The sequence below is a fragment of the Photobacterium andalusiense genome, assembly GCF_900185625.1.
Taxonomy (GTDB): Bacteria; Pseudomonadota; Gammaproteobacteria; order Enterobacterales; family Vibrionaceae; genus Photobacterium; species Photobacterium aquimaris.
On sequence record NZ_FYAJ01000016.1, the window covers coordinates 38426 to 60996 of the forward strand.

Consider the following 22571-nt stretch of genomic DNA (forward strand, 5'->3'; position numbering starts at 1 on the left):
TCCTCAAAATTTAGTAAGTCGCAGTATTAAAACGGCTAGCGATAAGCTTGGTAATTAGGTTAATTACAAGAACAACAATAATGAGTACTGTTGCAGTACCATAAGCTTGGTTCCATTCATGTACGGTATAGAGTTCTTGAGTTAGCTTGTACAAGTGAACAGTAAGCGTGCGTCCTGAGTCAAATACACTGTCAGGAATACGCGCTACCATGCCTGCTGTCATAAATACCGGTGCTGATTCACCAATAACACGACCAACGCTGAGGATAATTGCGGTCACAATTCCAGGCATTGCGCTAGGAAGAATGAGTCGCCAAATAGTATAAATCTTAGATGCACCCAAACCATATGAACCTTCACGGTAGGTTTGTGGTACTGCCATTAATGCTTCTTCAGTGGTACGAATAATCACCGGAAGAATCAAAATACTTAAAGTTAGTGCACCTGATAGGATTGAATAACCAAAGCCGAGAATAACCACAAAAAAGGTCATACCAAAAAGGCCATAGATAATCGAAGGAATGCCAGCTAAAGATTCAGTACAAAAACGAATAATTTTTACTAACCGGCTGCCAACTTTGGCATATTCAGTAAGGTAAATTGCAGTCATGATCCCTAATGGTGCTGCAACAGCAATTGAAGCCGCGACCATATAAAGAGTCGATACAATCATTGGCCAAATGCCAGATTCTTTGCCAATCGTGGTGTAATTTGAGCTAATAAAAGACCAATCCACATGAGCAAGGCCATTGCTGAGAATGTACCACATAACCCATAATAAAAAGCCAACCGTAACGCCTGCCGCTAACCAGATAACGGCAACAGCTAAGTGATCTTTTCGCTTTTGTGCCGCGGGATTGGCATTTTCTAGTCGACTGGTTTGAGCAGATAAAGAGTGATGATTAAGCATTGTAAATTACCTCGCTCGCTCACGGTTTAGATAAAGAAGAATGCCGTTGAGTGTCATAATAAACACTAATAGCACAATACCGGTGGCATACAGTGCGCTAGCATGAATACCGGTGGCGTAAGACATTTCAATAGCAATATTTGCTGTTAGCGTTCGTGCGGATTCAAGTAACCCTTCAGGCATTGCAGGGGAGTTACCCATAACCATAATGATTGCCATTGTTTCGCCAAGTGCGCGTGCTACGCCTAAAATCACGCCTGTCATAATGCCAGATCGCGCTGCGGGAACGATAAGTTTAAAAATAGTAAACATCGGTGATGCGCCAAGCGCTAACGAGCCTTCTTTATAAGCTCGTGGCACTGCACGAATTGATGTTTCAGAAATGGTAATAACGGTTGGTAGAATCATGACCGCAAGTACGATGATTCCCGCTAAGATTGTATTGCCTGCTGGTACGTTAAAGATTTCTTGAATCAGCGGTACAATAATAACCAGTCCAAAAAAGCCATAAACAACTGATGGAATACCTGCTAATAGCTCAATCATTGGGCGAATAAAACTGGCCAGTGGTCTTGGTGCAACTTCAGCAATAAAAATAGCGGTTAATACGCCAACAGGAACACCAATCATTACTGCACCTGCTGTTGAAACAAGTGAAGCGACAATCATAGGTGCTATACCATAGAGTGCCGGTGGTAACCAATCGGTGCCAAGAACAATACCGGCAACCCCAGAGTAAGCAAAGGCAGCATAGCCCTCACGGAAAATAAAGTAGCCAATAGTAACGAGTGATAATATACCGATAGCTGCGCTGAGCATAAACAGGTATTTAAAGAACATTTCGCGCCAGTCGATACGTTTTTTCGACTTTAGCAACGGCATATTCTTGGTTGAATTTTCAATATTTGCGATGGTCATAACCTACACTCCAGAAAGGATACCAATGAGTAGCCTATTTCTGAGAAGTCAAAAACGCTCAACTCATATTAAGTTGAGCGTTAAAATAAAAATTAGTTAATTGAGATGAAACCTTTATCTGCAACAATTTTTTGAGCGGCTGGTGATTGGATCCATGTTAGGAATTCCAATGCTTCTTTTGATGGGCGGCCTTCTTTATAAACCACAATAAATGGGCGTTGAACGCTATAATCACCAGCTTTAATCGCTGCAACTGATGGTTTATGGCCATCAATAGTTAGTGGTTTAACGGTGTCATCAACCGAGCCCAGTGAAATATAACCGATAGCAAAAGGATTATTGGCTACGGTCGTTTTTAATTGACCGTTACCACTAGCAACTTGTGCCTTTTGGGAAATCGCTGATACTTTGATGCCGTTAATCTTTTTCTTTAATGACATGATGTCTTCAAATGCGCCGCGAGTACCTGATGCAGTATCACGTGTTGCGACAACAATTGGCTTATTTTCGCCACCGACTTGGTTCCAGTTAGTCACCTTACCTTTGTAGATTTCCGTGATTTGTTCTTTGGTTAAATCAGTGACAGGGTTATTGTTATTCACAACAACAGCAATACCATCACGTGCAATAACGATTTCTTTTATTTGTGGCGATTCTTCTGATGTTTTTAAGTTACGAGATGACATACCAAGGTCAGCAGAACCATCGTGAGCAACACGAATACCAGCTGATGATCCTGGTCCTTGAACTTCTACCGTTACATCGTTAGATTTCGCATAAGTTTCGCCCAATACTTCCATGAGGGGAGAAACAGAGCTAGAACCTACAACAGAGATAGTCTCGCCAGCGAACGCTGCAGAGCTAACAGCAAGTGAACTTGCAACAACAACTGCGCCGATAATCTTTGTTTTCATTTTCCTAATCCTTTCTTGTTGGGCTAAATGCCAATAGGTTTGAATCAACACGACAAAGATTAAAAAAGTTATGTGACAATAATGTTTCAGAAGTTTGAACACTCTATGAATGCTGTAATAAATGCTTAATAAGTATGTATTAAAAAGTTATTTTATTTGCAGGGGATTAAGCGCGATTAACGTAATCAATATTCAGTCATATAATTGGATGTCATATACTGTCAGTTATAAATCGTATTACGATGACACCAAATAGAATTGTTTGGATTGTCATATTTTTTCTTAAAATAAATAGGTTGTCGATGTTAAAAAAAGCACAACAAATGGTTGTTTTTAATGCGTTAACTAAACAGCAAAGTTTTACTAAAGCTGCACAGTTACTTGATATATCTCGTACTCAAGTAAGCAAACTGACTCAACAATTAGAACAGCGACTCGGGGTGCAATTGGTACAACGGACAACCCGATCATTTGCATTAACAGAGGCCGGACGTTTGTTTGCTAAGCATTGTGAAAAAGTAGTGCAAGAAATAAATGAAGCAGAAAGTGAATTATTAGTGAATGAAGATAACTCTCAAGGTTTACTGCGGGTGGGTATCGCACAATCTTTTGCTTCTAATCATGTAGCACCTTATATCAATGAGTTTCATGAACAACATCCACTATTAGATTTAGAGTTGAGTTTGTTTGATCACCGTGTTGATTTGATTGCAGAACAACTTGATCTTTGGATTGGTTTTATGGATTCACCGCCGGAAGGTTTTGTTGCTCGTCATTTGAGTAATTGTGATTTTGTATTAGTGGCAAGTCCAGAATATTTAGCCACTCATGGCGTACCTTATCAGCCGAGTGATTTAGCTGATCATAATTGTATTATTTATTTTAGCCGTGAACGTAAAGATAATGTCTGGAGTTTTAGCCAGCAAAATAATAATCAGAATATTAAAGTGACGGGTAATTACCGTGTTGATTCTGCTGATGCTATTCGGGACGCGACAATTTCAGGCAATGGCATTGGCTACTTGGCAACGTATCTGTTAACTGATGAGATCCGTCAAGGGAAGTTAATTCGACTAATGCCCGATTGGCAATTAACACAGCATATGCCGTTATATGCGGTATATCCAAGGCATAAATTTTTGCCTTATAAAGTGAATTTATTTATTGAATTTATTCGTCGCCATATAGAAGCGGGTAATATTTTGTGCAAATGGTAATGATGTAAAAAACAGCAATCCCACGCAAACGGTTGGCTAAAATGGAACCGAGAATGTTTCAAATTGTAATTATTAGAGGTAATAGTATCCCCTATAGGAACTAATCCGATGATTTTCGTTTGCTTAGGCTAAAAAGAATGCAATTTAGGGTCGGTTTGTTAAGTTACTGTTGCTGCCAATAACAATTTGATCCTTGTCACACTTTTTTTTATGAATACACTCTTTCCGCAATCGTTTACTACACCAAACATTGGGGAATGACTTTGCATTATCTTGTTGGCATGCTCGGTATTATTACTATTTTTGCAGTGGGTTTTTTATTTTCAGAAAACCGCTCAGCAGTTAATTGGCGCAGTGTTTTAGGGGCCTTTTGTATTCAAGTTGTATTCGCCGCTTTTATTCTTTATGTGCCTGTAGGACGTGTAGTATTAAATAGCGTTTCTGGTGCAGTATCTGGTGTGATTGATTATGGTCGTGAAGGTACATCATTTTTATTTGGTCAGTTAGCACAATTTAAATTGGGCTTTATTTTTGCGGTTAATGTCTTACCTTCTATTGTCTTCTTTTCGGCATTAATTTCCGTATTATATTATGTTGGCGTCATGAAATGGGTGATCCGTGGTATCGGGGGTTTATTACAACGCTTATTAGGTACTACACGTACTGAATCTATGTCAGCAACGGCGAATATTTTTGTTGGCTCAGTGGAAGCACCACTAGTTGTTCGTCCATTTTTAGCCCGTATGACTCGCTCAGAATTATTTGCAGTAATGGTTGGTGGATTAGCTTCTGTTGCTGGTGGCACTATGGTGGGTTATGCAGGTTTAGGTGTTCAGCTTAAATACCTTATTGCCGCTAGTTTTATGTCGGCACCTGCTGGGTTGATGATGGCAAAATTGATCGTGCCACAAACTGAAGGTGTACACAGCATGGAAGAAGAGGATGACGGCGAAGAAGATGAGCCTGTAAACTTAGTCGATGCTGCGTCACGTGGCGCGTTAAGTGGCCTACAAATTGCGATGGCTGTAGGTGCAAGTTTATTAGCCGTGATCAGTTTAATTGCGATGGTAAATGGTGGGTTAGGTCATATTGGTCATTGGATTGGGATTAATGATCTTAGTCTTAATATGATTTTTGGTTACATATTTGCGCCTGTGGCATGGTTAATTGGTGTGCCGTGGTCAGAAGCAACCACCGCAGCTAGTCTAATTGGTACTAAAATTGCGGTGAATGAATTTATTGCATTTGCTGAGTTAATGAAACCAGAAACGATCGCTAAATTGAGTGAGCATTCACAAGCAATCGTAACATTTGCACTATGTGGTTTTGCTAACTTAACATCTATCGCTATGTTAATGGGGGGACTAGGTGGCATTGTGCCTCAACGTCGTCCAGAAATTGCCCGTCTAGGCATGAAAGCGATTTTTGCAGCAACGTTAGCTAATTTAATGAGTGCGACTTTAGCTGGCTTATTTCTTCCGCTTTAATAATGCTATATTGACGCTGAAAGATTAGAATAAACAGAGAGCCTAGCTCTCTGTTTTTGTATTCGAAATAAAGCACTAACTGTAGGAAGATGATCAATGAAGTCTGATAGTGATAAACTCATCGCAAAACATGCGCAATTGATTCACAGTGAAGGGTTAACTGTAAATTCTCATACGCAGCGAGATGATGGCGAGTGGATACAGCATTCATTGATGATTGACGGCTATAACGTGCCTTTCAAGTTTAAGCGTAAATCAAAGTATCGAACCCTTGTTGGCGCAAAAGTAAATATGACCTATTATGCTGATTCAATTACAGTGGCAGGCTTAGAGTTTGAAATAATGAAAGTCGTCCGTATTAAGCGTTATTAATATTAACAAGGAAATAGAATGAATTGGTATTTTGCTGTTCTTCGTAAATATGCTCAATTTCAAGGGCGTTCGCGCAGAAAGGAATTTTGGTTTTTCACATTAATTAACGCATTTCTTAGTATGGTATGTGGCTTAGTCGACACTACATTACATTTGCCAACATTGGTTGAAGGCTATGGTGTGTTAGCTGCTATATATGCGGTTTTTGCATTTCTACCGACAGTTGCTGTGATTGTACGACGGTTACATGATCAAGATCGTACTGGCTGGTGGGCTTTGATTATGCTCATTCCTATTGTAGGTATTTTGGTGTTACTTTACTTTATGTTGCAAAATAGCACCGATGGAAGTAATCGCTTTGGTAATAGCCCTAAAAATAATACAACGCTCAGCGTCTAATTGTGTTTTATTTTTAGCTTAACAAAGATAGCCCAATCTTAGGATTGGGTTTTTTTGTTGGATAGAAACATAATCATTCATTCCATTCCTGAACAATGTGTTTTAGTATGCTGTTATTAGCTGACCATTCTGTTTTTGACCGAAACAGTAATTATGTTCTGACCGAATATTGCTAATAAACTGGGATTCATCGTTTAGGAGTACGATAATGACGCATCACCCTCAAAATGAACACTATTACCCCCCCTCATCATTAATACTGCATGCCTGTATTACTTATAAGATGAGTTTTTCTTCTGCTTGTTATTTTAGTTTCCGATTTAGTAACGGTTCTCTGTAACCACAACTTTTATCGACTAAAAATCAATCTGTTATTAGTCATGTATCTCAGTCGAGGTATATGGATAGCTGTATCTAACAAATAAGAAGACATGGAAATATGAATACTAAATTACTAGGTAGCTCGCTAATTATTGCGGGCACTGCTTTAGGCGCAGGAATGCTTGCTATACCTATGGTACTAGCTCAGTTTGGCTTACTTTCTGGCTCATTATTGATGCTGTTTATTTGGAGTGGGACAACATATGCTGCATTATTATTATTAGAAGCAAGTATTAAAGTCGGTGGTGGCTTAGGTATGAATACCATCGCACGCAAAACATTAGGTAAAGGTGGGCAACTCATAACTAATGGGCTACTTTATGCTTTATTGGTTTGTCTACTAATGGCTTACATTATTGGCGCTGGTGATTTATTACAAAAACTGGTGACAGGTTTTGGTTTTGAATTATCGACGCTGCATAGTCAAATTATTTTCACTGTATTAGCAGGGTGTATTGTTGCTGCCGGAACAGGCGTGGTTGATAAACTTAACCGCGTGCTATTTATCGTCATGATTGCAGTATTGATTATTACGTTAGCTGCATTAATTCCAGGCATGAGTTTTAATCACTTTTTTGAAGCAACCAATACTAATAATGTTGATTTAATTAAAACTAGCGCAGTATTATTTACCAGCTTTGGTTTCTTTCCTGTTATACCTTCTCTTGTTTCTTATAATAAAAAAGCAACACATAAGCAATTGAGAAATATGGTTTTATTAGGTTCTCTGATCCCTCTAGGCTGTTATTTGCTATGGCTATATGCGGTAGTTGGAAGTTTATCTGCTGAGCAATTAATTAAGTTTGATAATGTGTCAGTGCTTATTGATGCGTTAAGTTCTCGTTTTGTAGGCATTCATATCATACTTTCTATTTTCACGGGTTTAGCACTGTTAACGTCATTCTTAGGCGTAGCTATGTCATTGTTTGATCAAAATGTTGATTTATTTAGAAAAAATCGCTTGGTAACTTACATTTTGACATTTATTTTGCCATTATTAGGTGCAATCTTTGCTGCTAATCAATTCTTGTCTGTTTTAAGTTATGCTGGATTGATTTTAGTGTTTATTGCGGTATTTATACCAATGCTAATGATTCGCAATATAAGAAAATCAGCTCAAACGACATCTGATGATGTTTATCAAGTGGCTGGGGGAGCAGGAGCAATGCTAATGAGTCTGTTCTTTGGTTGCTTCTTAATTGGTGCACAACTTATTTAACAATGTGTCACTCTTTAGCTAAACGCTCATTATTGATGGGCGTTTTTTTTGCTTAATTGATGAGTATCTAAAAGAAAGCAGGGTAGCAGATTGACCGATCTGTAATACCCTGTTGAAGCACTTTATATGACCAATATAAAGTTTAATCATTAAAGCCTATAATCTACTTTGGAGTACGAATTAATATCGTAAGTGATCGATAGAATTTATCGGCTGATAATACAAACTTTCACTAATGAGAGCTATATTCAAACCGTTTTTAGCAAGAGTGATTTTTTACCAAAAGTGTAAACTTTTCATTACAAACGATAGTTTTGGGATCTAATAATACGTTTTTTTTATTAGGTGAGTGATTGGTGTTGTTTTATTTTCTAGTAATTAGAATAGTCGTAGGTATTTGTTGATGTTATGGGATAAAGCGTTAACCGTTGCTAAAAAGGCAAGTGAAGCACAAGTATTGCTGCCAATTTCGACTATAAACTCAGTTGTTTCTGAGCAGGGTGTTGATTTTTTTATTAAGGTTATGAATGACAATATTAATAAAAAAATACAACAAGGACAGACACAGCCTAACCCATTTTTGCCTTATGAAGAGCAAATGTTTGTTGATACAGTGGGTGACGAACATGTATGTTTATTAAATAAATATCCAGTTAGTGAGCCACATTTACTGATTTGTAGTAAAGCATTTGTGAGCCAGTCGTCTTTACTTGAACTACAAGATTTTTCAGCTTGGATTCAAGGTGTTAGTTACAAAAATGTATTAGGTTTTTTTAATTCAGCAGCAAAAGCAGGAGCAAGTCAGCCTCATCGACATATGCAGCTGATGAAAACGACAGTACCATTAGAAAGTTTGATTTTGTCTGGTAAGTTACCTTTTAGGCATAAACTATTTACCTTTGATCGAATTAATAGTGAGAAAGCCTATTTTTGCTATTTGGCTGCAATGCATGATTTGGGATTGACGCCTAAAAATACTAGTCTAAATATTAATGAACCGATCGAGTGTTTACCATATAATATTTTACTGACTCAAAATTGGATGTTAGTGATCCCTCGACGTACTAATCATATTGGTGATGTTTTTGCTAATGCATTAAATTATTCAGGCTGTTTTTTAGTAAAAAATCAACAACAGCATGATTGGCTAATTGATTATGGATGTTTGCGATTACTTACTGAGTGTGTCGCACCATAAAACAAAACAATAAATAGGAGTATTTTTACTCCTTTATTGTAGGATTTGGCATTCGTATAACAGTTAAATAGCGCTTTGGATAACCACTTTGATAATAACTCGTTTCAGTGACACCAAAATGCTTTTTAGATGATGAACTATGAATAAATTTAACCATTCCTGGTTTTACTTCAGTAATAATCCCTGCATGGCCTGGTCTTCTAATTTTTAAATTAGTCCCTGTAAAAACAATCAGATCACCAACTTTTGCATCTTTTAATGGTATTGAATGCTTAAACAGTTGTGTATATGCTGCTGTTGTTCGTGGAATAGATATATTAAAATGATTGTAGATATATTTAATAAATCCCGAACAATCAAACCCCTTTGGTGATGTTCCTCCCCAAATGTAACGTGTTCCTATATGTTTCCTTGCATAATTAATCATTTGTTGTTGTTCTATCGTTTCTTTATGCGGCTGTTGGGTAACATTACTATTAATAGTTTTGGGTGTGTTAGTGTGTTGTGTCGATGCATTAACTTGTGTTTCACAAACGATAAGAAGTAATAGTGATAATGGCAAGATATGCCTCAATGGTATATTGGTATTCATAACGTTTTGTTCTTTTTCATATGAGAGATTTATTTGATGATAACCATTTATACTTAGTATGCAATAGATACTAAAAAACGATATTTTTTTGATTAGTATCAAATCAAATTTTTATTATGAAGATAGTCTATACAATTTACTGGTTCATATTGTTTTTTTTATTGTTTAATAGAGTCTATAATAAATTGTAGTTAGTCATTTATTCTTTACTCTAATATAGAATACAAAATATTTTCGGATTTTATTAAAATAATGTTCAATAACGTATTAAAAAATGTTCACTTTTCTTTTTTGTTATTCATATTATTATTTTCTAAATCAGTACAAGCATCGGAAACATTAACAATTTGGTCGTCTCATCAAAATCATGAGTTTTTAGCAGCAATGTCGAATAAATTTCAAGAAAAGCATGATGTTAAAATCTCAATTGTACAATTAGATCCCTCTGAAATAAAAGCTGAAATTATATTAAGTGCACAAGATAATGTTTTTCCAGATTTAGTCGTTATACCCTCTGATTTTTTAGGGCTTCATAAGATGATGAACTTATGGCCGATCCCTAATAATTGGTATAAAGAAAAACTGAATCAAATGGTTAGCTCAACAGTAAAATCAAAATCAAAATATTGGGGAGTGCCTCTTATTCAAGGCAATTTCTTATTATTGTATTACAATAAAAAATATGTAACACATCCTGTTACAGATTTTGACGATATTCTTTTGAAAAAGAAATCTTTTTTAGATAAAAATATAATGCCAATAGGTTGGAATTATAATGATATGTATTATTTGATGCCATTTTTATCAGCCTTCAATGGTAAGCCTATTGAAGATGGAAAGATCACGCTAAATACTCCAGCGATGGTTAAAGCATTAAAATATTATCGTTTTTTAGCGCAACAGGGCATTGTTAACCCAGAGTGTGACTACCGTTGTTCTCAAGACGATTTTGTCGAAGGAAAGAGTGCTTATGCCATCAATGGTGATTGGGCATACCGTGATCTAAAGAATATGTTAGGCGATGATTTAGGCGTAGCAGTATTACCTAAGATTAATGGACATAGGATGCATCCTATGGCCAGTACATTTGTATTGGCAATTCCAGATTATGAGCGTCATTCAAAGCATAAACAGCAGTTGATTAAAGCGTTTTCTGAGTTTGTTCAACAACCAAGTAGCCAGCAATTAGTGTACGAGAAAACTAATCTATTACCTATATCTATGGCTTATTATAAACAACTTAGACAAAATGCGACTGGAGATCATGAGGTCTTGTTTCGCCAAATGGCATTAACAACACCAATGTCTTCATCGCTAAATATGGCAATTGCATGGCAAGCGATGGCTATTGGGTTCCAACGCTATCTAGCGGGTGCGACTGCTGAATATTCAGCACAGCATATGCAAAAAATGGCATTAGAACAGATGAATCAATTGGAAAATAATTGATGAAGTTACGGTTAAAATCATCGTTAGCATTATTAATGCTAATTATTTCTGTTGTGCCTGCCGCAATTGTCGGCGGATTGCTTTTAAAACAACAGTCAGATGTCGAAGCAAATTATCGTATTGATATGTTAGATCGACTTGCTACCACTATTGGACAAGAATTTGATTATCGTTTTTCATTATTATCAACAAGTTTAGACGTGTTATCACGCGATCGGTTATTTGTACAGGCAATAAACAACTATTTTCTCGCAGGGCATGTTATTAATTCATTGGGAACATTAGTGAAAAATACGCCATTAACAAAAGCGGCTTATTTAGTTGATGATCAATGGAATGAAATTGAAAGTTATAATGGTATTCCTGGCTTAAATTCATTTTTACAATTAAAAAAGGCACTTAATTATAGGTTGTCAACAAAAGGAAAAGAACGATTAAAACAATGGGTTTTTTATTATAACGGCGAGAAGCTAATGCCGGAAAAATATAATCCAACACGTCGAGGTGTTGTTATTGGTGTGCCTATTTTTCGTTCTATGACTGATGAGTTAAAACATTTACCATTAGGTTATTTAATTGTTGTTGTACCAATAGAAAATATTAAAAAAGTATTAAAGCCATATTTAAAAGATGGTGAGAGAGTTGTATTTAGAAATCACCGAATTAGCGATATGAAAAATATGGCTGATATGAGTAGTATTATAATATCGCAAGATAATGTCGATAAAAAGAAGCCGACAATACAGAAAACAATAAAAATAAAATTAGAGAACAAATATATATCAGAACCGATTGAATATACAATGGTCGTTTATATGGATAAATATATAAGTAAAAATCCATATATTAATTCATTGAAATATATTTCTTTATTTGGTGTGGTTATTATTTTATTGGCATTTTTTAGTGCTGGAATGACATACCGTTGGATTGCAAGACCACTAGGGGGATTAATGGCTACTGTACGTGCTTATTCTCAAGGTGAGTACCAACGCTCAGGCCGTGATCTTCGTTTTGCCGAATTTTTTATGGTTGATAAACTCATTCGTAAAATGGCGAAAACAATTCAAGCGCAAGTTTCTGATTTAGCAGCGAAGAATGCAGAGTTAAATGCTGCTTATAAAGAGAAAGAACAAGCAAACTTACAATTAGTCGATTTTAATGATGAATTAGAAAGAAAAGTTGAAGAAAAGACATTAGCATTAAGTTATTCTTTAATGAGAGAAGAAAATCGACGTTCAATGCTGCAGTCGTTACTATCATTTAGTCATGATTTGCAAGCACATAACAATATTATTGAAATTGTTATGACTCAAGTCGTTGCTTTATATCCTACTGCGGGATGGGCAATGAAAGCTTATACTCATAATAATGAGGCGTGGGCATGTGAGAATATTGATAAGGATTGTTTAGAGAATAATAATATTCAACCAGAGACACACTATAGTGATTATTATTGCCTACCTAAAAATGATGAATATTTACACTGCTTTAAGGTGAAAAATAGTCATAATGAAGTTGTTGGTGTAATTGTTATGCAATATGAAAAGCTTCAGCGTGATGATTTTGAGGTTATTTCTTTATTTATTCGCCAGCTATCCACTGAATTAGAAGGTCGTTTACTTAATAGTGAATTAGCACGTATAGCGGTAACGGATTCATTGACGGGGATTGCCAATAGAAAAGCATTTGATCATGATTTAGAACAACATATTCAATTATATAATCGCTATCCAGAGCGCTGTTTTGGATTATTTATGTTAGATGTGAATGGACTAAAGCGAGCGAATGATAATTATGGCCATAATATGGGTGATGCTCTATTAATCCAAACCAGCAAGCTTTTGGTTGAGGCTTGTCGTTTAACAGATAAAGTTTATCGTTTAGGTGGAGATGAGTTTGCCATTCTTCTTGAAGGTGGTGATGATGATAGTTGCGGTATTTTATGGCAGCGATTAGAAACAGTTCGTAAAAACATTAATTATGCGAGTTTACCTAATGGTCAATGTGTCGAAATACATTTTGCGATGGGGTATGCGAGTTGCGAACATCATTTGACTGATCAACTTTGTTCAATTGCTGATAAAGCGATGTATAAAGATAAACGAAGTTTTTACAAGCAGCGTGGTATTCAACGCTAACAATATAACCACTGCACTATAGGATTGAGTTGCAGTGGTTTTTCAAGATTAGGTTATTTATGATTAGAAAAATTATCACCCTTCGCTAAACGGTCATATAAAATCACATTGACTGCCGCAGCTAAATTCATACTGCCTTTAGTTGGAACATAAATTGTTTCACGACAAAAATCAGTGATATCTTTTTTTAATGTGCCGTCTTCAGGGCCAAAAATATAAAAAGCTCGTTTAGGGTGCTTATATTCAGGTAATGGCTTTGCCTCATCAATCAGATCGACGGCAACAGGTACGCAACCAACAGGAATGATTGTTTTTAGATCTTCAACGCCAATTAAAGGAATATCAAGCGCTGCATTTTTGGTATCAGTACAAAATTGTGCTGCGTGATCATAACGAGTGCCAGTATAAAAGACAGAGTTAACACCATAACAGCCTGCTGCACGCATAACAGATCCGACATTTTCAGGTGTTTTAGGGTTAAAAAGGCCTACGCAAGCGTATCCCTGACTTTTTTTGCTCATATCTATATCTACTTTTTGAATTTTAGACAGGATTTATACTTAAGAGTGATATTTCACCGTCAGTATAATGAGTTAGGAGAGAATAAAACAGGAACTCAGGCCCCTGTTTTGTTATTAGGAAAATTATTTACCGCAGCATTTTTTGTATTTCTTACCACTACCACATGAGCAAGGGTCATTACGATTAGGTGTTTTATCAAACACTGTAGTGACAGGTTTGTTTAATGTTGCAGTAAGCTCAGTAATATCTTCTTCAGCATTAGCATCTACAGTAATTGTTGCAAATAATTGTTCTGCAGCTAGTTGTGCTTCTAATTGCTGTTGGCGTTCTTCTGTGTTCACAATCAATGTGAGAGGGTTGGTTTCCGTGCCAAGCTTATTTTCGCGCTTTGTGTTGTAGCCACAACTGCTATGTTTTGGTTTTTTTTCGATGCGGCCTTTAAAGAAAAATTTAGACATGGGATAACCTGTTTGCTATGAAATATTAGTGCTGTCATTGTTGAATGAATGCACTTTATAACGAAAAAGCCACCAAAATAAAGGTGGCTGAAATTGCGGGCATAATAACCGCCATTGTGTTGCTTATCAAGCGTTGAGCTGATACTAACATATAAAAATAAGTAGCCAATGTGCTTAAAAATGTAGCAAACAAGGTTTGATTTGTGGTTTGTATTCAAGTAATCGATTGCATTGGTTGAATTTTATATTCACACTAAAGCGGCATTAATCGACGCTATAGATTGATAGCGAATGGCTAAAAGGGATATTTTGAAGAAAAAACCTATCGAACTAATAGGTTTTTTCGTCTACCACTGAAGTCAATAATTGTTAACATACACAGTATTGAGAAAAGTAAACAGTAGTAAATTGTCTGGTATGTTAATGTATTAGCGATAAATGCCACAGATTAAATGCACTAATTAACTGAAATGAGAATTAAGATATAACAAAAATTTTCAATTTTTATCACGAAAAATAGATACCAAATTGAAAATTACGGCATAATAATGCCCGTTATACCAAGCAATTGATTGCTGTACCAGATCGAATGATCTGTAAATAAATGGGAACATTACATGGTTAAACCAGAAAATAACGCAATTGTGATTTTTGGTGCGTCAGGCGATTTGACTCATCGTAAATTAATTCCTGCGTTCTATCACTTATACGCTAATGGTTTATTGCCGGAAGATTTCGCAATTTTAGGTGTTAGTCGTACGGCATATAGCGATCAGGATTTTCGTGATAAGCTTCGCTCTGCATTAGAAGAAAATGAAAAAACAGATGCGGCGACATTAACGAAGTTTTGTCAGCATTTATATTACCAAGCATTAAACACTTCTGACGCTGAAGAATACGCAGTATTAAAGCAGCGTTTAGACATATTTAAAGATACTCATCATACTCGCGGTAATGCAGTCTTTTATCTTGCGACACCGCCAAGCCTTTACGGTGTTATTCCTGAATGTCTTGCAGCTCATGGTCTTAACAATGAAGCTGACGGTTGGAAAAATCTGATCGTTGAAAAACCATTTGGTTATGATCTTGAATCTGCAATTGCATTAGATAAGCAAATCCACGCATGTTTCCAAGAGCATCAAATCTATCGTATTGATCATTACTTAGGTAAAGAAACGGTACAAAATCTATTAGTTTTCCGCTTTGCTAACGGTATGTTTGAACCATTGTGGAACCGTAACTTCATCGATTATGTAGAAATTACTGCATCTGAAGCATTAGGTGTTGAAGATCGAGGTGGCTATTACGATGGTGCAGGTGCTGTACGTGATATGTTCCAAAACCATTTATTGCAAGTATTAGCAATGGTAGGTATGGAATCACCGGCTGCAATTAATGCTGACTCTATTCGTGATGAAGTGGTTAAAGTGATGCAAAGCTTTAAACCGTTATCTGAAGACGATTTACATAAAAACTTAGTCTTAGGTCAATATACTGAGTCTGATGTTCGCGGTAAACACCTTCCAGGTTATCGTCAAGAACACGGTGTTAATGATGAATCTCGTACTGAAACATACGTTGGTATGAAGATGTTTATCGAAAACTGGCGTTGGAACGGTGTGCCGTTTTATGTCCGTACAGGTAAACGTCTACCAACCCGTGTTACAGAAGTTGTGATTCATTTTAAAAAGACTCCACACCCAGTGTTTGGCGCTAATGCTCCAGAGAACAAATTAATCATTCGTATTCAACCGGATGAAGGGATTTTAATGAGCTTCGGCCTTAAAAAACCAGGTGCAGGTTTTGAATCTCAAGAAGTATCAATGGATTTCCATTACGACAAACTTGAATCGCTTAATATGTTGACCGCTTACGAACGTTTGCTGCTTGATTGTATGAAGCAAGATGCGACCTTGTTTGCGCGTACTGATGCTGTAAAAGCCTGTTGGAAATTTGTTCAGCCGATTCTTGACCACAAAGAACAACCAGAGCATTTATTTGGTTATGCTGCGGGAACGTGGGGACCTAAAGAAGCTGACGAATTATTATCAAATGATGGTCGTCAATGGCGCTTCCCATGTAAAAACTTGGCCAATACGGATTATTGTGAGTTATAAGCATGATTAACTATAAAGTGTTCGCTACTCCGCAAGATGTAGTTATTTCTCTTGCCGAAACACTGCAAGCAATGAGCCAGCAAGACCACGCTGTACATATTTCATTATCAGGGGGAAGTACTCCCAAATTATTGTTTAAAGTATTAGCGCAAGCGCCTTTTGCTGACAATATTCAATGGAATAAGCTTCACTTCTGGTGGGGTGATGAGCGTTGTGTTGCTCCAACAGATGCTGAAAGTAATTTTGGTGAAGCTAACGATCTGTTGTTTAAGCATATTAGTATTCCTGCAGAAAATATTCATCGTATTCGTGGTGAAGCTGAGGTTAAAGCTGAATGTGCGCGTTTTGCGGCAGAAATGGATGCGGTGATCCCGCATAAAAATGGCTTACCTGCATTTGATTGGATTTTATTAGGCATGGGTGGCGATGGTCATACCGCGTCATTATTTCCACATCAAACCAATTTTGATGATCCTGCACTAGCAGTGATTGCGACTCAACCACAAAGTGGTCAACAGCGAATTTCAAAAACAGCACGTTTACTTGAAAATGCTGATCGTATTACTTACTTGGTGTTGGGTGACAGTAAGGCTGAGGTCTTACAACAAATAAATAGTACACCGGCGGAAGAGCTTGTTTATCCGGCGGCAAAAATTAAAGCCTCTCATGGCGAAACAGAATGGTATTTAGATGCAGCAGCAGCAAAACTGCTAGCACAAGGAGAATAATATGAAAGGCGATATCGGTGTAATTGGTTTAGCAGTTATGGGTCAAAACTTGATCCTTAATATGAATGACCATGGCTTTAAAGTTGTTGCGTTTAACCGTACTGTTTCTAAAGTAGAAGAGTTTCTAGAAGGTGCAGCAAAAGGCACTAACATTATTGGCGCAACGTCTCTTGAAGATCTAGTGGCTAAGCTAGAAGCACCACGTAAAGTGATGCTAATGGTACGTGCTGGTGATGTTGTTGATGCATTCATTGACCAACTAGTTCCGTTACTAGACAAAGGCGATATCATCATTGATGGTGGTAACTCAAACTACCCAGATACTAACCGTCGTGTTGCTGAGCTTGAAGCAAAAGGCATTTTATATGTAGGTTCAGGTGTTTCTGGTGGTGAAGAAGGTGCACGTTTTGGTCCTTCAATCATGCCTGGTGGTTCTGAAGCGGCATGGCCTGCAATCAAACCAATTTTCCAAGCAATCTCAGCAAAAACAGCTGCAGGTGAGCCTTGTTGTGATTGGGTAGGTAAAGATGGTGCTGGCCACTTCGTTAAAATGGTTCACAATGGCATCGAATACGGTGACATGCAGTTAATCAGCGAAGCATATCACTTTATGAAATCTGGTCTTGGTTTATCTCACGATGAGATGCAAGCGATTTTCCAAGAGTGGAATAAAACAGAATTAGATAGCTACTTAGTAGAGATCACAGCTGAAATTCTTGGTTATAAAGATGAAGATGGTCAACCATTAGTTGAGAAGATTCTAGATACTGCTGGCCAAAAAGGTACTGGTAAGTGGACAGGTATTAACGCACTTGATCTAGGTATTCCACTAACGCTAATTACAGAAGCTGTATTTGCGCGTTGTGTATCTTCAATGAAAGATCAACGTGTTGAAGCTGAAAGCCTATTTGGTAAAACAATTGCTAAGGTTGATGGTGATAAGCAAGTATGGGTTGACGCATTACGTCAAGCACTACTTGCATCAAAGATCATTTCTTATGCGCAAGGCTTTATGCTAATTCGTGAAGCTTCAGAAGAGTTTAATTGGGATCTAAACTACGGCAACGTAGCGCTAATGTGGCGTGGCGGTTGTATCATCCGTAGTGCATTCTTAGGTAATATTCGTGATGCATACGAAGCTAACCCAGAAATCAAATTCCTAGGCTCAGATACGTACTTCAAAGATATTCTACTAAGCAGCATGCCTGCATGGCGTAAAGTAGCATCAAAAGCGATGGAAATTGGTCTACCAATGCCAACTATGACATCAGCATTAACATTCCTTGATGGCTATACAACTGCAAGCCTTCCGGCGAATATGATCCAAGCGCAGCGTGATTATTTCGGTGCTCACACTTACGAGCGTGTTGATCAGCCTCGTGGCCAGTTCTTCCATACAAACTGGACTGGTACAGGCGGCGACACTGCTTCTACTACTTATGACGTTTAATATATAAACGCAATAAGCATACAAAGCCACCGTTCGCGGTGGCTTTTTTATTACATGTGTTTTAAAAATCACAGTACAAGCAACATCATTTATTAAGATAAATAATGAGAAAGAGATGATGAAACACATCAATTGGCTAGGGTTTTGTTTACTCACTGTATTTCAAGTTCATGCTAAGCCAGCTCCTGTTGTACCGATAGATATTGATTTTGTGTCGACCCAATGGATTGATAATTTAGGCACCTTTCGCGTTGTGGTGTTTAATTCTGAAATGAATCCTTGTTTTACACTTGAGAACTACAAAGAAGGAATAAGCCAAGGGCTGGCATCATCACAACATATTTGTAAGGTTGCACTGCCTGATCATCAAGTGGTGAATGTACAAGATGATCCTGAAGGTGATATGTGGTTTCAAGATTTTCATTGGGGGGAGCATTCGCTTGATTTTAAGTTAAATACATTCAATGCAAACTACAATTGTTCTCTGGATCTTAATCGCTTGCATCAAATCAAAAAGCAACAAGTTTTGGCGCAATGCTGTTTAGCTAAAAGTAACAATAATGAATAAATAAAGCTTTAGTATTGAATATGAATCAAATAAAAAAAATAAATAATACTAGGGCTTTAGTATAAGTAATTCACATTGTAACTAACCTTAATCATCGGGGTATGCTGCGACCGCCATCAGGGAAGTGAGAAGGTGCTTGCTCTTCGCTTTGGCGTCGAACTTAGGCCTTTATTGATGATTTCACTAAACTGTACATGTTTATTAACTATTATTATTTCCTTGGTAGTTGTTATGTTGCCAGTAAAGGTGGTCAATGGTAAGAGTTATATGTGTTAAAAATATTACGCTGTGGTTATAAAAAAGATGTTATTGCATCTGTCAGATAGAGGGTGAGTAAATAAAGTGTAGCGAAAATAATGAAAGCCTCATACTACTTTGAGGCTTATCGAGACAATGCGCTTGCGTCTAGCAAGTTAGATGTAGGTAATGACAAAGCACTTTTTGCAATATTTATCATTGTAGTGAACAAATAAAGATATTAACTTGCCATACGTTGGCAATACAATAATGCCCTTAGTTCCATATTTTCGGCTTCAAGCGCTACTATTTGCTTGTGTGCTTCTGTACGCATATCTTCATTTGTTTTGCGTGTTTTTTCAAAAATATCGCTAAGTGCACTAAATAACTCTTCGCCAGCAAGTCGCATCTCTTGACCACTGATTTCAATATTATAAGAACGTAATAAATCACGCGCATAAGTGGTTAGATCACCTTTTGCTCGACCTATTTGTTTATCAATTAATGGGCAAGTATGAGGATAAGAAAAACCTGACATAGTATGTACCTTTTAAATCAAATATCTATAAAATAAAATTGTTATAAACCTCCATGCTTATAAGTTAATTTTCGCTCACACATGATGATTGATCAACATGTGCATAATAAGTTTGACAAAAAATAAACAACTGTCTCTTTTTTGATACACTTATTCAATGATAAAGTCGCAGATGAGGCTTTAATTGATGCTGATTATTGCAAGTTACGATGATTTGCTGTCACAAAAAAAGCCCTTGTATCGATGAAGAATACGAGGGCTTAAATATCACGCTAAGATTATGTAATTAACTTACCTCAATAGGGCCGCCAAAGGCTGTTACTGGGGGTAACTCGCCCGTGAATTTCTCTATGCTTACTAAGCACGTTTGAGCACTGGTTGCCTGAGCTAATTCTGAGGTTGGAATATCCATAGTTAATGTGTTTGGATCGCCATAGGTATCAATCGAACCTACTTTTTCATTTAATGGGCCATACCATGCACCTTCTTCGATACGCACCACACCTTGTGGATAGCTATCAGTAACTACAGCGCCCGCAAGTAACTGACCACGATCATTAAATACTCGTACCACATCGCCGTCTTTAATGCCTTTAGTTGCCGCATCTTTGGGGTTGATGTAGACCGGCTCACGACCTTGAACGGCATAAGTCGCTCGGAATTCATCTGATTCACACATTTGTGAGTGCAAACGCTTATCGGGGTGACAAGATTGCATCCAGAATGGGTGTTTATCTGAACCAGGGCCACCATGAGAACGTTCTGTCTTTTCAAACCACATAGGGTGACCTTGACAGTGTTCGTAACCATAACGGGCAATTTTACGGCTTGATATTTCAATGAAACCTGATGGTGTACCAAGTGCATTGATTTCAGGATCTTGACGGAAATCAGCATGGCGAACCCAAGGTTTACCAGTTCCGAAATCTAAAAATCCTTGTTGCCAGAATACATCAAATTCAGGCATATCGAATTTGCCAGCGTTAGCTTTACGGCAATCGTTATACAACATTTGAACCCATTGCATTTCATCCATGCCACGGGTGTATTCATTGTTTTTACCAAAGCGACGTGATAATTCAGTGAAAATATCAAAGTCAGTTTTTGATTGGTATAACGGATCTACCAATTTTTGCATCGCAATTAAACCGCGACCACTGTATGAGCCCATAACGTCAATATCGTTACGTTCAAACTGAGTACATGCAGGTAACACGATATCAGAGAAGCGACAAGTAGCTGTCCATGCAAAATCAATCGTTACCACGGTTTGTAATTTTTGGAACGCTTGCTTCATGCGGTTACGATCTTGGTGGTGATGCCAAGGGTTGTTACCGCTGATTACCATCATTTTATAATCTGGAAGAATGACTTTAGAGCCGTTGTACTTGATTTCTTTACCAGGTTCTAAAATACAGTCAACGAAGCGTGCAACTGGGATAGTACGACTGTAACCATTAAAGTCATTGTTATCCCATTTAGGCTTTTGACCTTCATCGACGTTACGTGGAAAGCCGCCTGGTGCTGCAAAGCCTGTTGATGGCACGCCAATACCAGAGTAGTGGTGACCATAAGATATACCACCACCAGGTAAACCAATTTGGCCAACCATCGCCGCAATAACTGCACCCATCCAGTAAGGTTGTTCACCGTGTTCTTGACGTTGAATACACCAACCAAATAGAATTTGAGTACGCTCTTTAACTAGCATACGAGCAAACTCACGAATTTGATCAGCGGGTACGCCACAAATTTCTGCAGCCCATTCTGGTGTTTTTTCAATCTTGTCTTTGGTTTCGCCTTTTACGTAACCAATGAACTCATCAAAGCCCAAGCAATACATCTTGATGAATTCTTTATCATAAAGATTCTCAGTGTAAAGCGTGTGCGCCACCCCTAACATAAACGGCACATCAGTTTGTGGGTGAATGTATAGATGGGTGTTTTCTAAGTAACGTTGAGTCTTGTTTTTTACCGGATCAACCGAAATAACATTGATCTCACCTTTTGCCACTTTTTCTTTAAGTTGTGCAAGGTAAGGGTAGGACTCATGGGTTTCACAGTTCCAACCGACTTGGAGGTTTTTAACCGGATCGTTAGCCCATAAAATAATGTTCTTACTGTTGTCTAAAATTTCAGACCATGATGTACCTTGAGCATACACTTCAGTCGAACCTAGCACGTAAGGCATGATGGTTTGACCTGCACCTGTTGAATAGTCGCCAACTTTGGTGATGTAATTACCATGCATACCTACAGCACGTTGCATATGACTAGTACAGCTATGGAATTGACCGGTTTGGCGCCAGCCAGTTTGACCTGCGTGTAGCGCCCATGGACCATAGTCTTTTTGAATACGTTCAAGTTCACGGTAGAACAGATCTAATGCTTCATCCCATGTTACGCGGACAAAGCGATTATTACCGCGAGTTTCGCCGCTGAATTTGTGTTTTTTAAGCCAGTCTAGGCGCACCATTGGGTAACGTACACGTGATGGATTATAGATAATTCCTTTGATGCCTTTTAGCATTTCAGTTGGGTTTTTATCTATTTCAATCGCTTCAATCTGTTGTACTTTACCCGCATAAATTTGAGCGCGGAAAGCCCCCCAGTGAGAGCCTGAATAACGCCATGTACCTTGACCAATTTGATCGTCTGCAAACACTTTTGCAGAGGCGAGTAAGCTTGGACCAATCACAGTGGCCGCACTTGTTGTTGCAAGGCCTTTTAGAAAACGTCTTCTTGATACAGACATA

Annotated in this window: 20 protein-coding genes; 12 read left to right on the forward strand and 8 right to left on the reverse strand. The window is 37.6% G+C overall.

Features of this window, described 5'->3' with window-relative positions; translation table 11 throughout:
* Positions 1–10: 10 nt before the first annotated feature.
* From pstA to PAND9192_RS19470, 3 genes are all read right to left on the reverse strand, one after another.
* The gene (gene pstA, locus PAND9192_RS19460) at positions 11–910 is read right to left on the reverse strand and encodes a phosphate ABC transporter permease PstA (protein ID WP_087855043.1); all 900 of its coding nucleotides are present in this window, start codon (positions 908–910) and stop codon (positions 11–13) included.
* 6 nt (positions 911–916) lie between these two features.
* On the reverse strand, positions 917–1828 hold the full coding sequence (gene pstC / locus PAND9192_RS19465) for a phosphate ABC transporter permease subunit PstC (RefSeq protein WP_087855044.1): 912 nt from the start codon (positions 1826–1828) through the stop codon (positions 917–919).
* Between the two features lie 92 nt (positions 1829–1920).
* Positions 1921–2742, reverse strand: coding sequence for a phosphate ABC transporter substrate-binding protein (locus PAND9192_RS19470; protein ID WP_087855045.1), 822 nt, complete (start codon positions 2740–2742; stop codon positions 1921–1923).
* Between the two features lie 302 nt (positions 2743–3044).
* Between PAND9192_RS19470 and PAND9192_RS19475 the strand changes: the two genes are divergently transcribed.
* The 6 genes from PAND9192_RS19475 (at position 3045) to PAND9192_RS19500 (ending at position 9015) form a co-directional block, all read left to right on the forward strand.
* Positions 3045–3959 carry a LysR family transcriptional regulator gene (locus PAND9192_RS19475; RefSeq protein WP_087855046.1) on the forward strand — a complete coding sequence of 305 codons (915 nt, stop codon included), beginning with the start codon at positions 3045–3047 and terminating at the stop codon, positions 3957–3959.
* Between the two features lie 257 nt (positions 3960–4216).
* Positions 4217–5446 carry a NupC/NupG family nucleoside CNT transporter gene (locus PAND9192_RS19480; RefSeq protein ID WP_370738401.1) on the forward strand — a complete coding sequence of 410 codons (1230 nt, stop codon included), beginning with the start codon at positions 4217–4219 and terminating at the stop codon, positions 5444–5446.
* Positions 5447–5542: 96 nt separating this feature from the next.
* On the forward strand, positions 5543–5818 hold the full coding sequence (locus PAND9192_RS19485) for a hypothetical protein (protein WP_060999619.1): 276 nt from the start codon (positions 5543–5545) through the stop codon (positions 5816–5818).
* An 18-nt stretch (positions 5819–5836) separates the two neighbouring features.
* Complete coding sequence (locus PAND9192_RS19490) at positions 5837–6217, forward strand: DUF805 domain-containing protein (protein WP_087855047.1); 381 nt, start codon at positions 5837–5839, stop codon at positions 6215–6217.
* Between the two features lie 439 nt (positions 6218–6656).
* A complete protein-coding gene (locus PAND9192_RS19495; RefSeq protein WP_087855048.1) occupies positions 6657–7817 on the forward strand; it encodes an amino acid permease in 1161 nt (386 codons plus the stop codon).
* A 403-nt stretch (positions 7818–8220) separates the two neighbouring features.
* Entirely contained in the window at positions 8221–9015 is a 795-nt protein-coding gene (locus tag PAND9192_RS19500) for an ATP adenylyltransferase family protein (RefSeq protein ID WP_087855049.1), read from the forward strand.
* A 25-nt stretch (positions 9016–9040) separates the two neighbouring features.
* Here the strand turns inward: PAND9192_RS19500 and PAND9192_RS19505 are convergent, their stop codons facing one another.
* Positions 9041–9607: a C40 family peptidase gene (locus PAND9192_RS19505; protein WP_087855050.1), complete on the reverse strand. Its 567-nt coding sequence runs from the start codon at positions 9605–9607 to the stop codon at positions 9041–9043.
* A gap of 252 nt (positions 9608–9859) precedes the next feature.
* On the opposite strand from PAND9192_RS19505, the gene PAND9192_RS19510 reads away from it, so the two are divergent.
* Both PAND9192_RS19510 and PAND9192_RS19515 read left to right on the forward strand, forming a co-directional pair.
* Positions 9860–11056: a sugar ABC transporter substrate-binding protein gene (locus PAND9192_RS19510; RefSeq protein WP_234999226.1), complete on the forward strand. Its 1197-nt coding sequence runs from the start codon at positions 9860–9862 to the stop codon at positions 11054–11056.
* Positions 11056–13197 (forward strand): diguanylate cyclase domain-containing protein, encoded by a 2142-nt coding sequence (locus tag PAND9192_RS19515; protein WP_234999227.1) that lies wholly within the window; start codon positions 11056–11058, stop codon positions 13195–13197. Before PAND9192_RS19510 ends, PAND9192_RS19515 begins: the two co-directional genes overlap by 1 nt.
* Positions 13198–13250: 53 nt before the next feature.
* On the opposite strand, the gene PAND9192_RS19520 is transcribed toward PAND9192_RS19515, so the two are convergent.
* Together PAND9192_RS19520 and PAND9192_RS19525 are read right to left on the reverse strand one after the other, a co-directional pair.
* Complete coding sequence (locus tag PAND9192_RS19520; protein ID WP_087855051.1) at positions 13251–13718, reverse strand: RNA methyltransferase; 468 nt, start codon at positions 13716–13718, stop codon at positions 13251–13253.
* Between the two features lie 123 nt (positions 13719–13841).
* Positions 13842–14177, reverse strand: a complete 336-nt coding sequence (locus tag PAND9192_RS19525) for a PBPRA1643 family SWIM/SEC-C metal-binding motif protein (RefSeq protein ID WP_087855052.1) — start codon at positions 14175–14177, stop codon at positions 13842–13844.
* 617 nt (positions 14178–14794) lie between these two features.
* On the opposite strand from PAND9192_RS19525, the gene zwf reads away from it, so the two are divergent.
* From zwf to PAND9192_RS19545, 4 genes are all read left to right on the forward strand, one after another.
* Positions 14795–16294: a glucose-6-phosphate dehydrogenase gene (gene zwf / locus PAND9192_RS19530; protein ID WP_087855053.1), complete on the forward strand. Its 1500-nt coding sequence runs from the start codon at positions 14795–14797 to the stop codon at positions 16292–16294.
* A 2-nt stretch (positions 16295–16296) separates the two neighbouring features.
* On the forward strand, positions 16297–17022 hold the full coding sequence (gene pgl / locus PAND9192_RS19535) for a 6-phosphogluconolactonase (protein ID WP_087855054.1): 726 nt from the start codon (positions 16297–16299) through the stop codon (positions 17020–17022).
* 1 nt (position 17023) lies between these two features.
* Complete coding sequence (gene gnd, locus PAND9192_RS19540; protein WP_060999600.1) at positions 17024–18472, forward strand: decarboxylating NADP(+)-dependent phosphogluconate dehydrogenase; 1449 nt, start codon at positions 17024–17026, stop codon at positions 18470–18472.
* Between the two features lie 115 nt (positions 18473–18587).
* Positions 18588–19040, forward strand: a complete 453-nt coding sequence (locus tag PAND9192_RS19545; RefSeq protein WP_087855055.1) for a hypothetical protein — start codon at positions 18588–18590, stop codon at positions 19038–19040.
* Between the two features lie 478 nt (positions 19041–19518).
* On the opposite strand, the gene PAND9192_RS19550 is transcribed toward PAND9192_RS19545, so the two are convergent.
* Together PAND9192_RS19550 and torA are read right to left on the reverse strand one after the other, a co-directional pair.
* Complete coding sequence (locus tag PAND9192_RS19550; protein ID WP_065167841.1) at positions 19519–19815, reverse strand: hypothetical protein; 297 nt, start codon at positions 19813–19815, stop codon at positions 19519–19521.
* Between the two features lie 286 nt (positions 19816–20101).
* Positions 20102–22570: a trimethylamine-N-oxide reductase TorA gene (gene torA, locus PAND9192_RS19555; protein WP_087855056.1), complete on the reverse strand. Its 2469-nt coding sequence runs from the start codon at positions 22568–22570 to the stop codon at positions 20102–20104.
* Position 22571 lies beyond the last annotated feature (1 nt).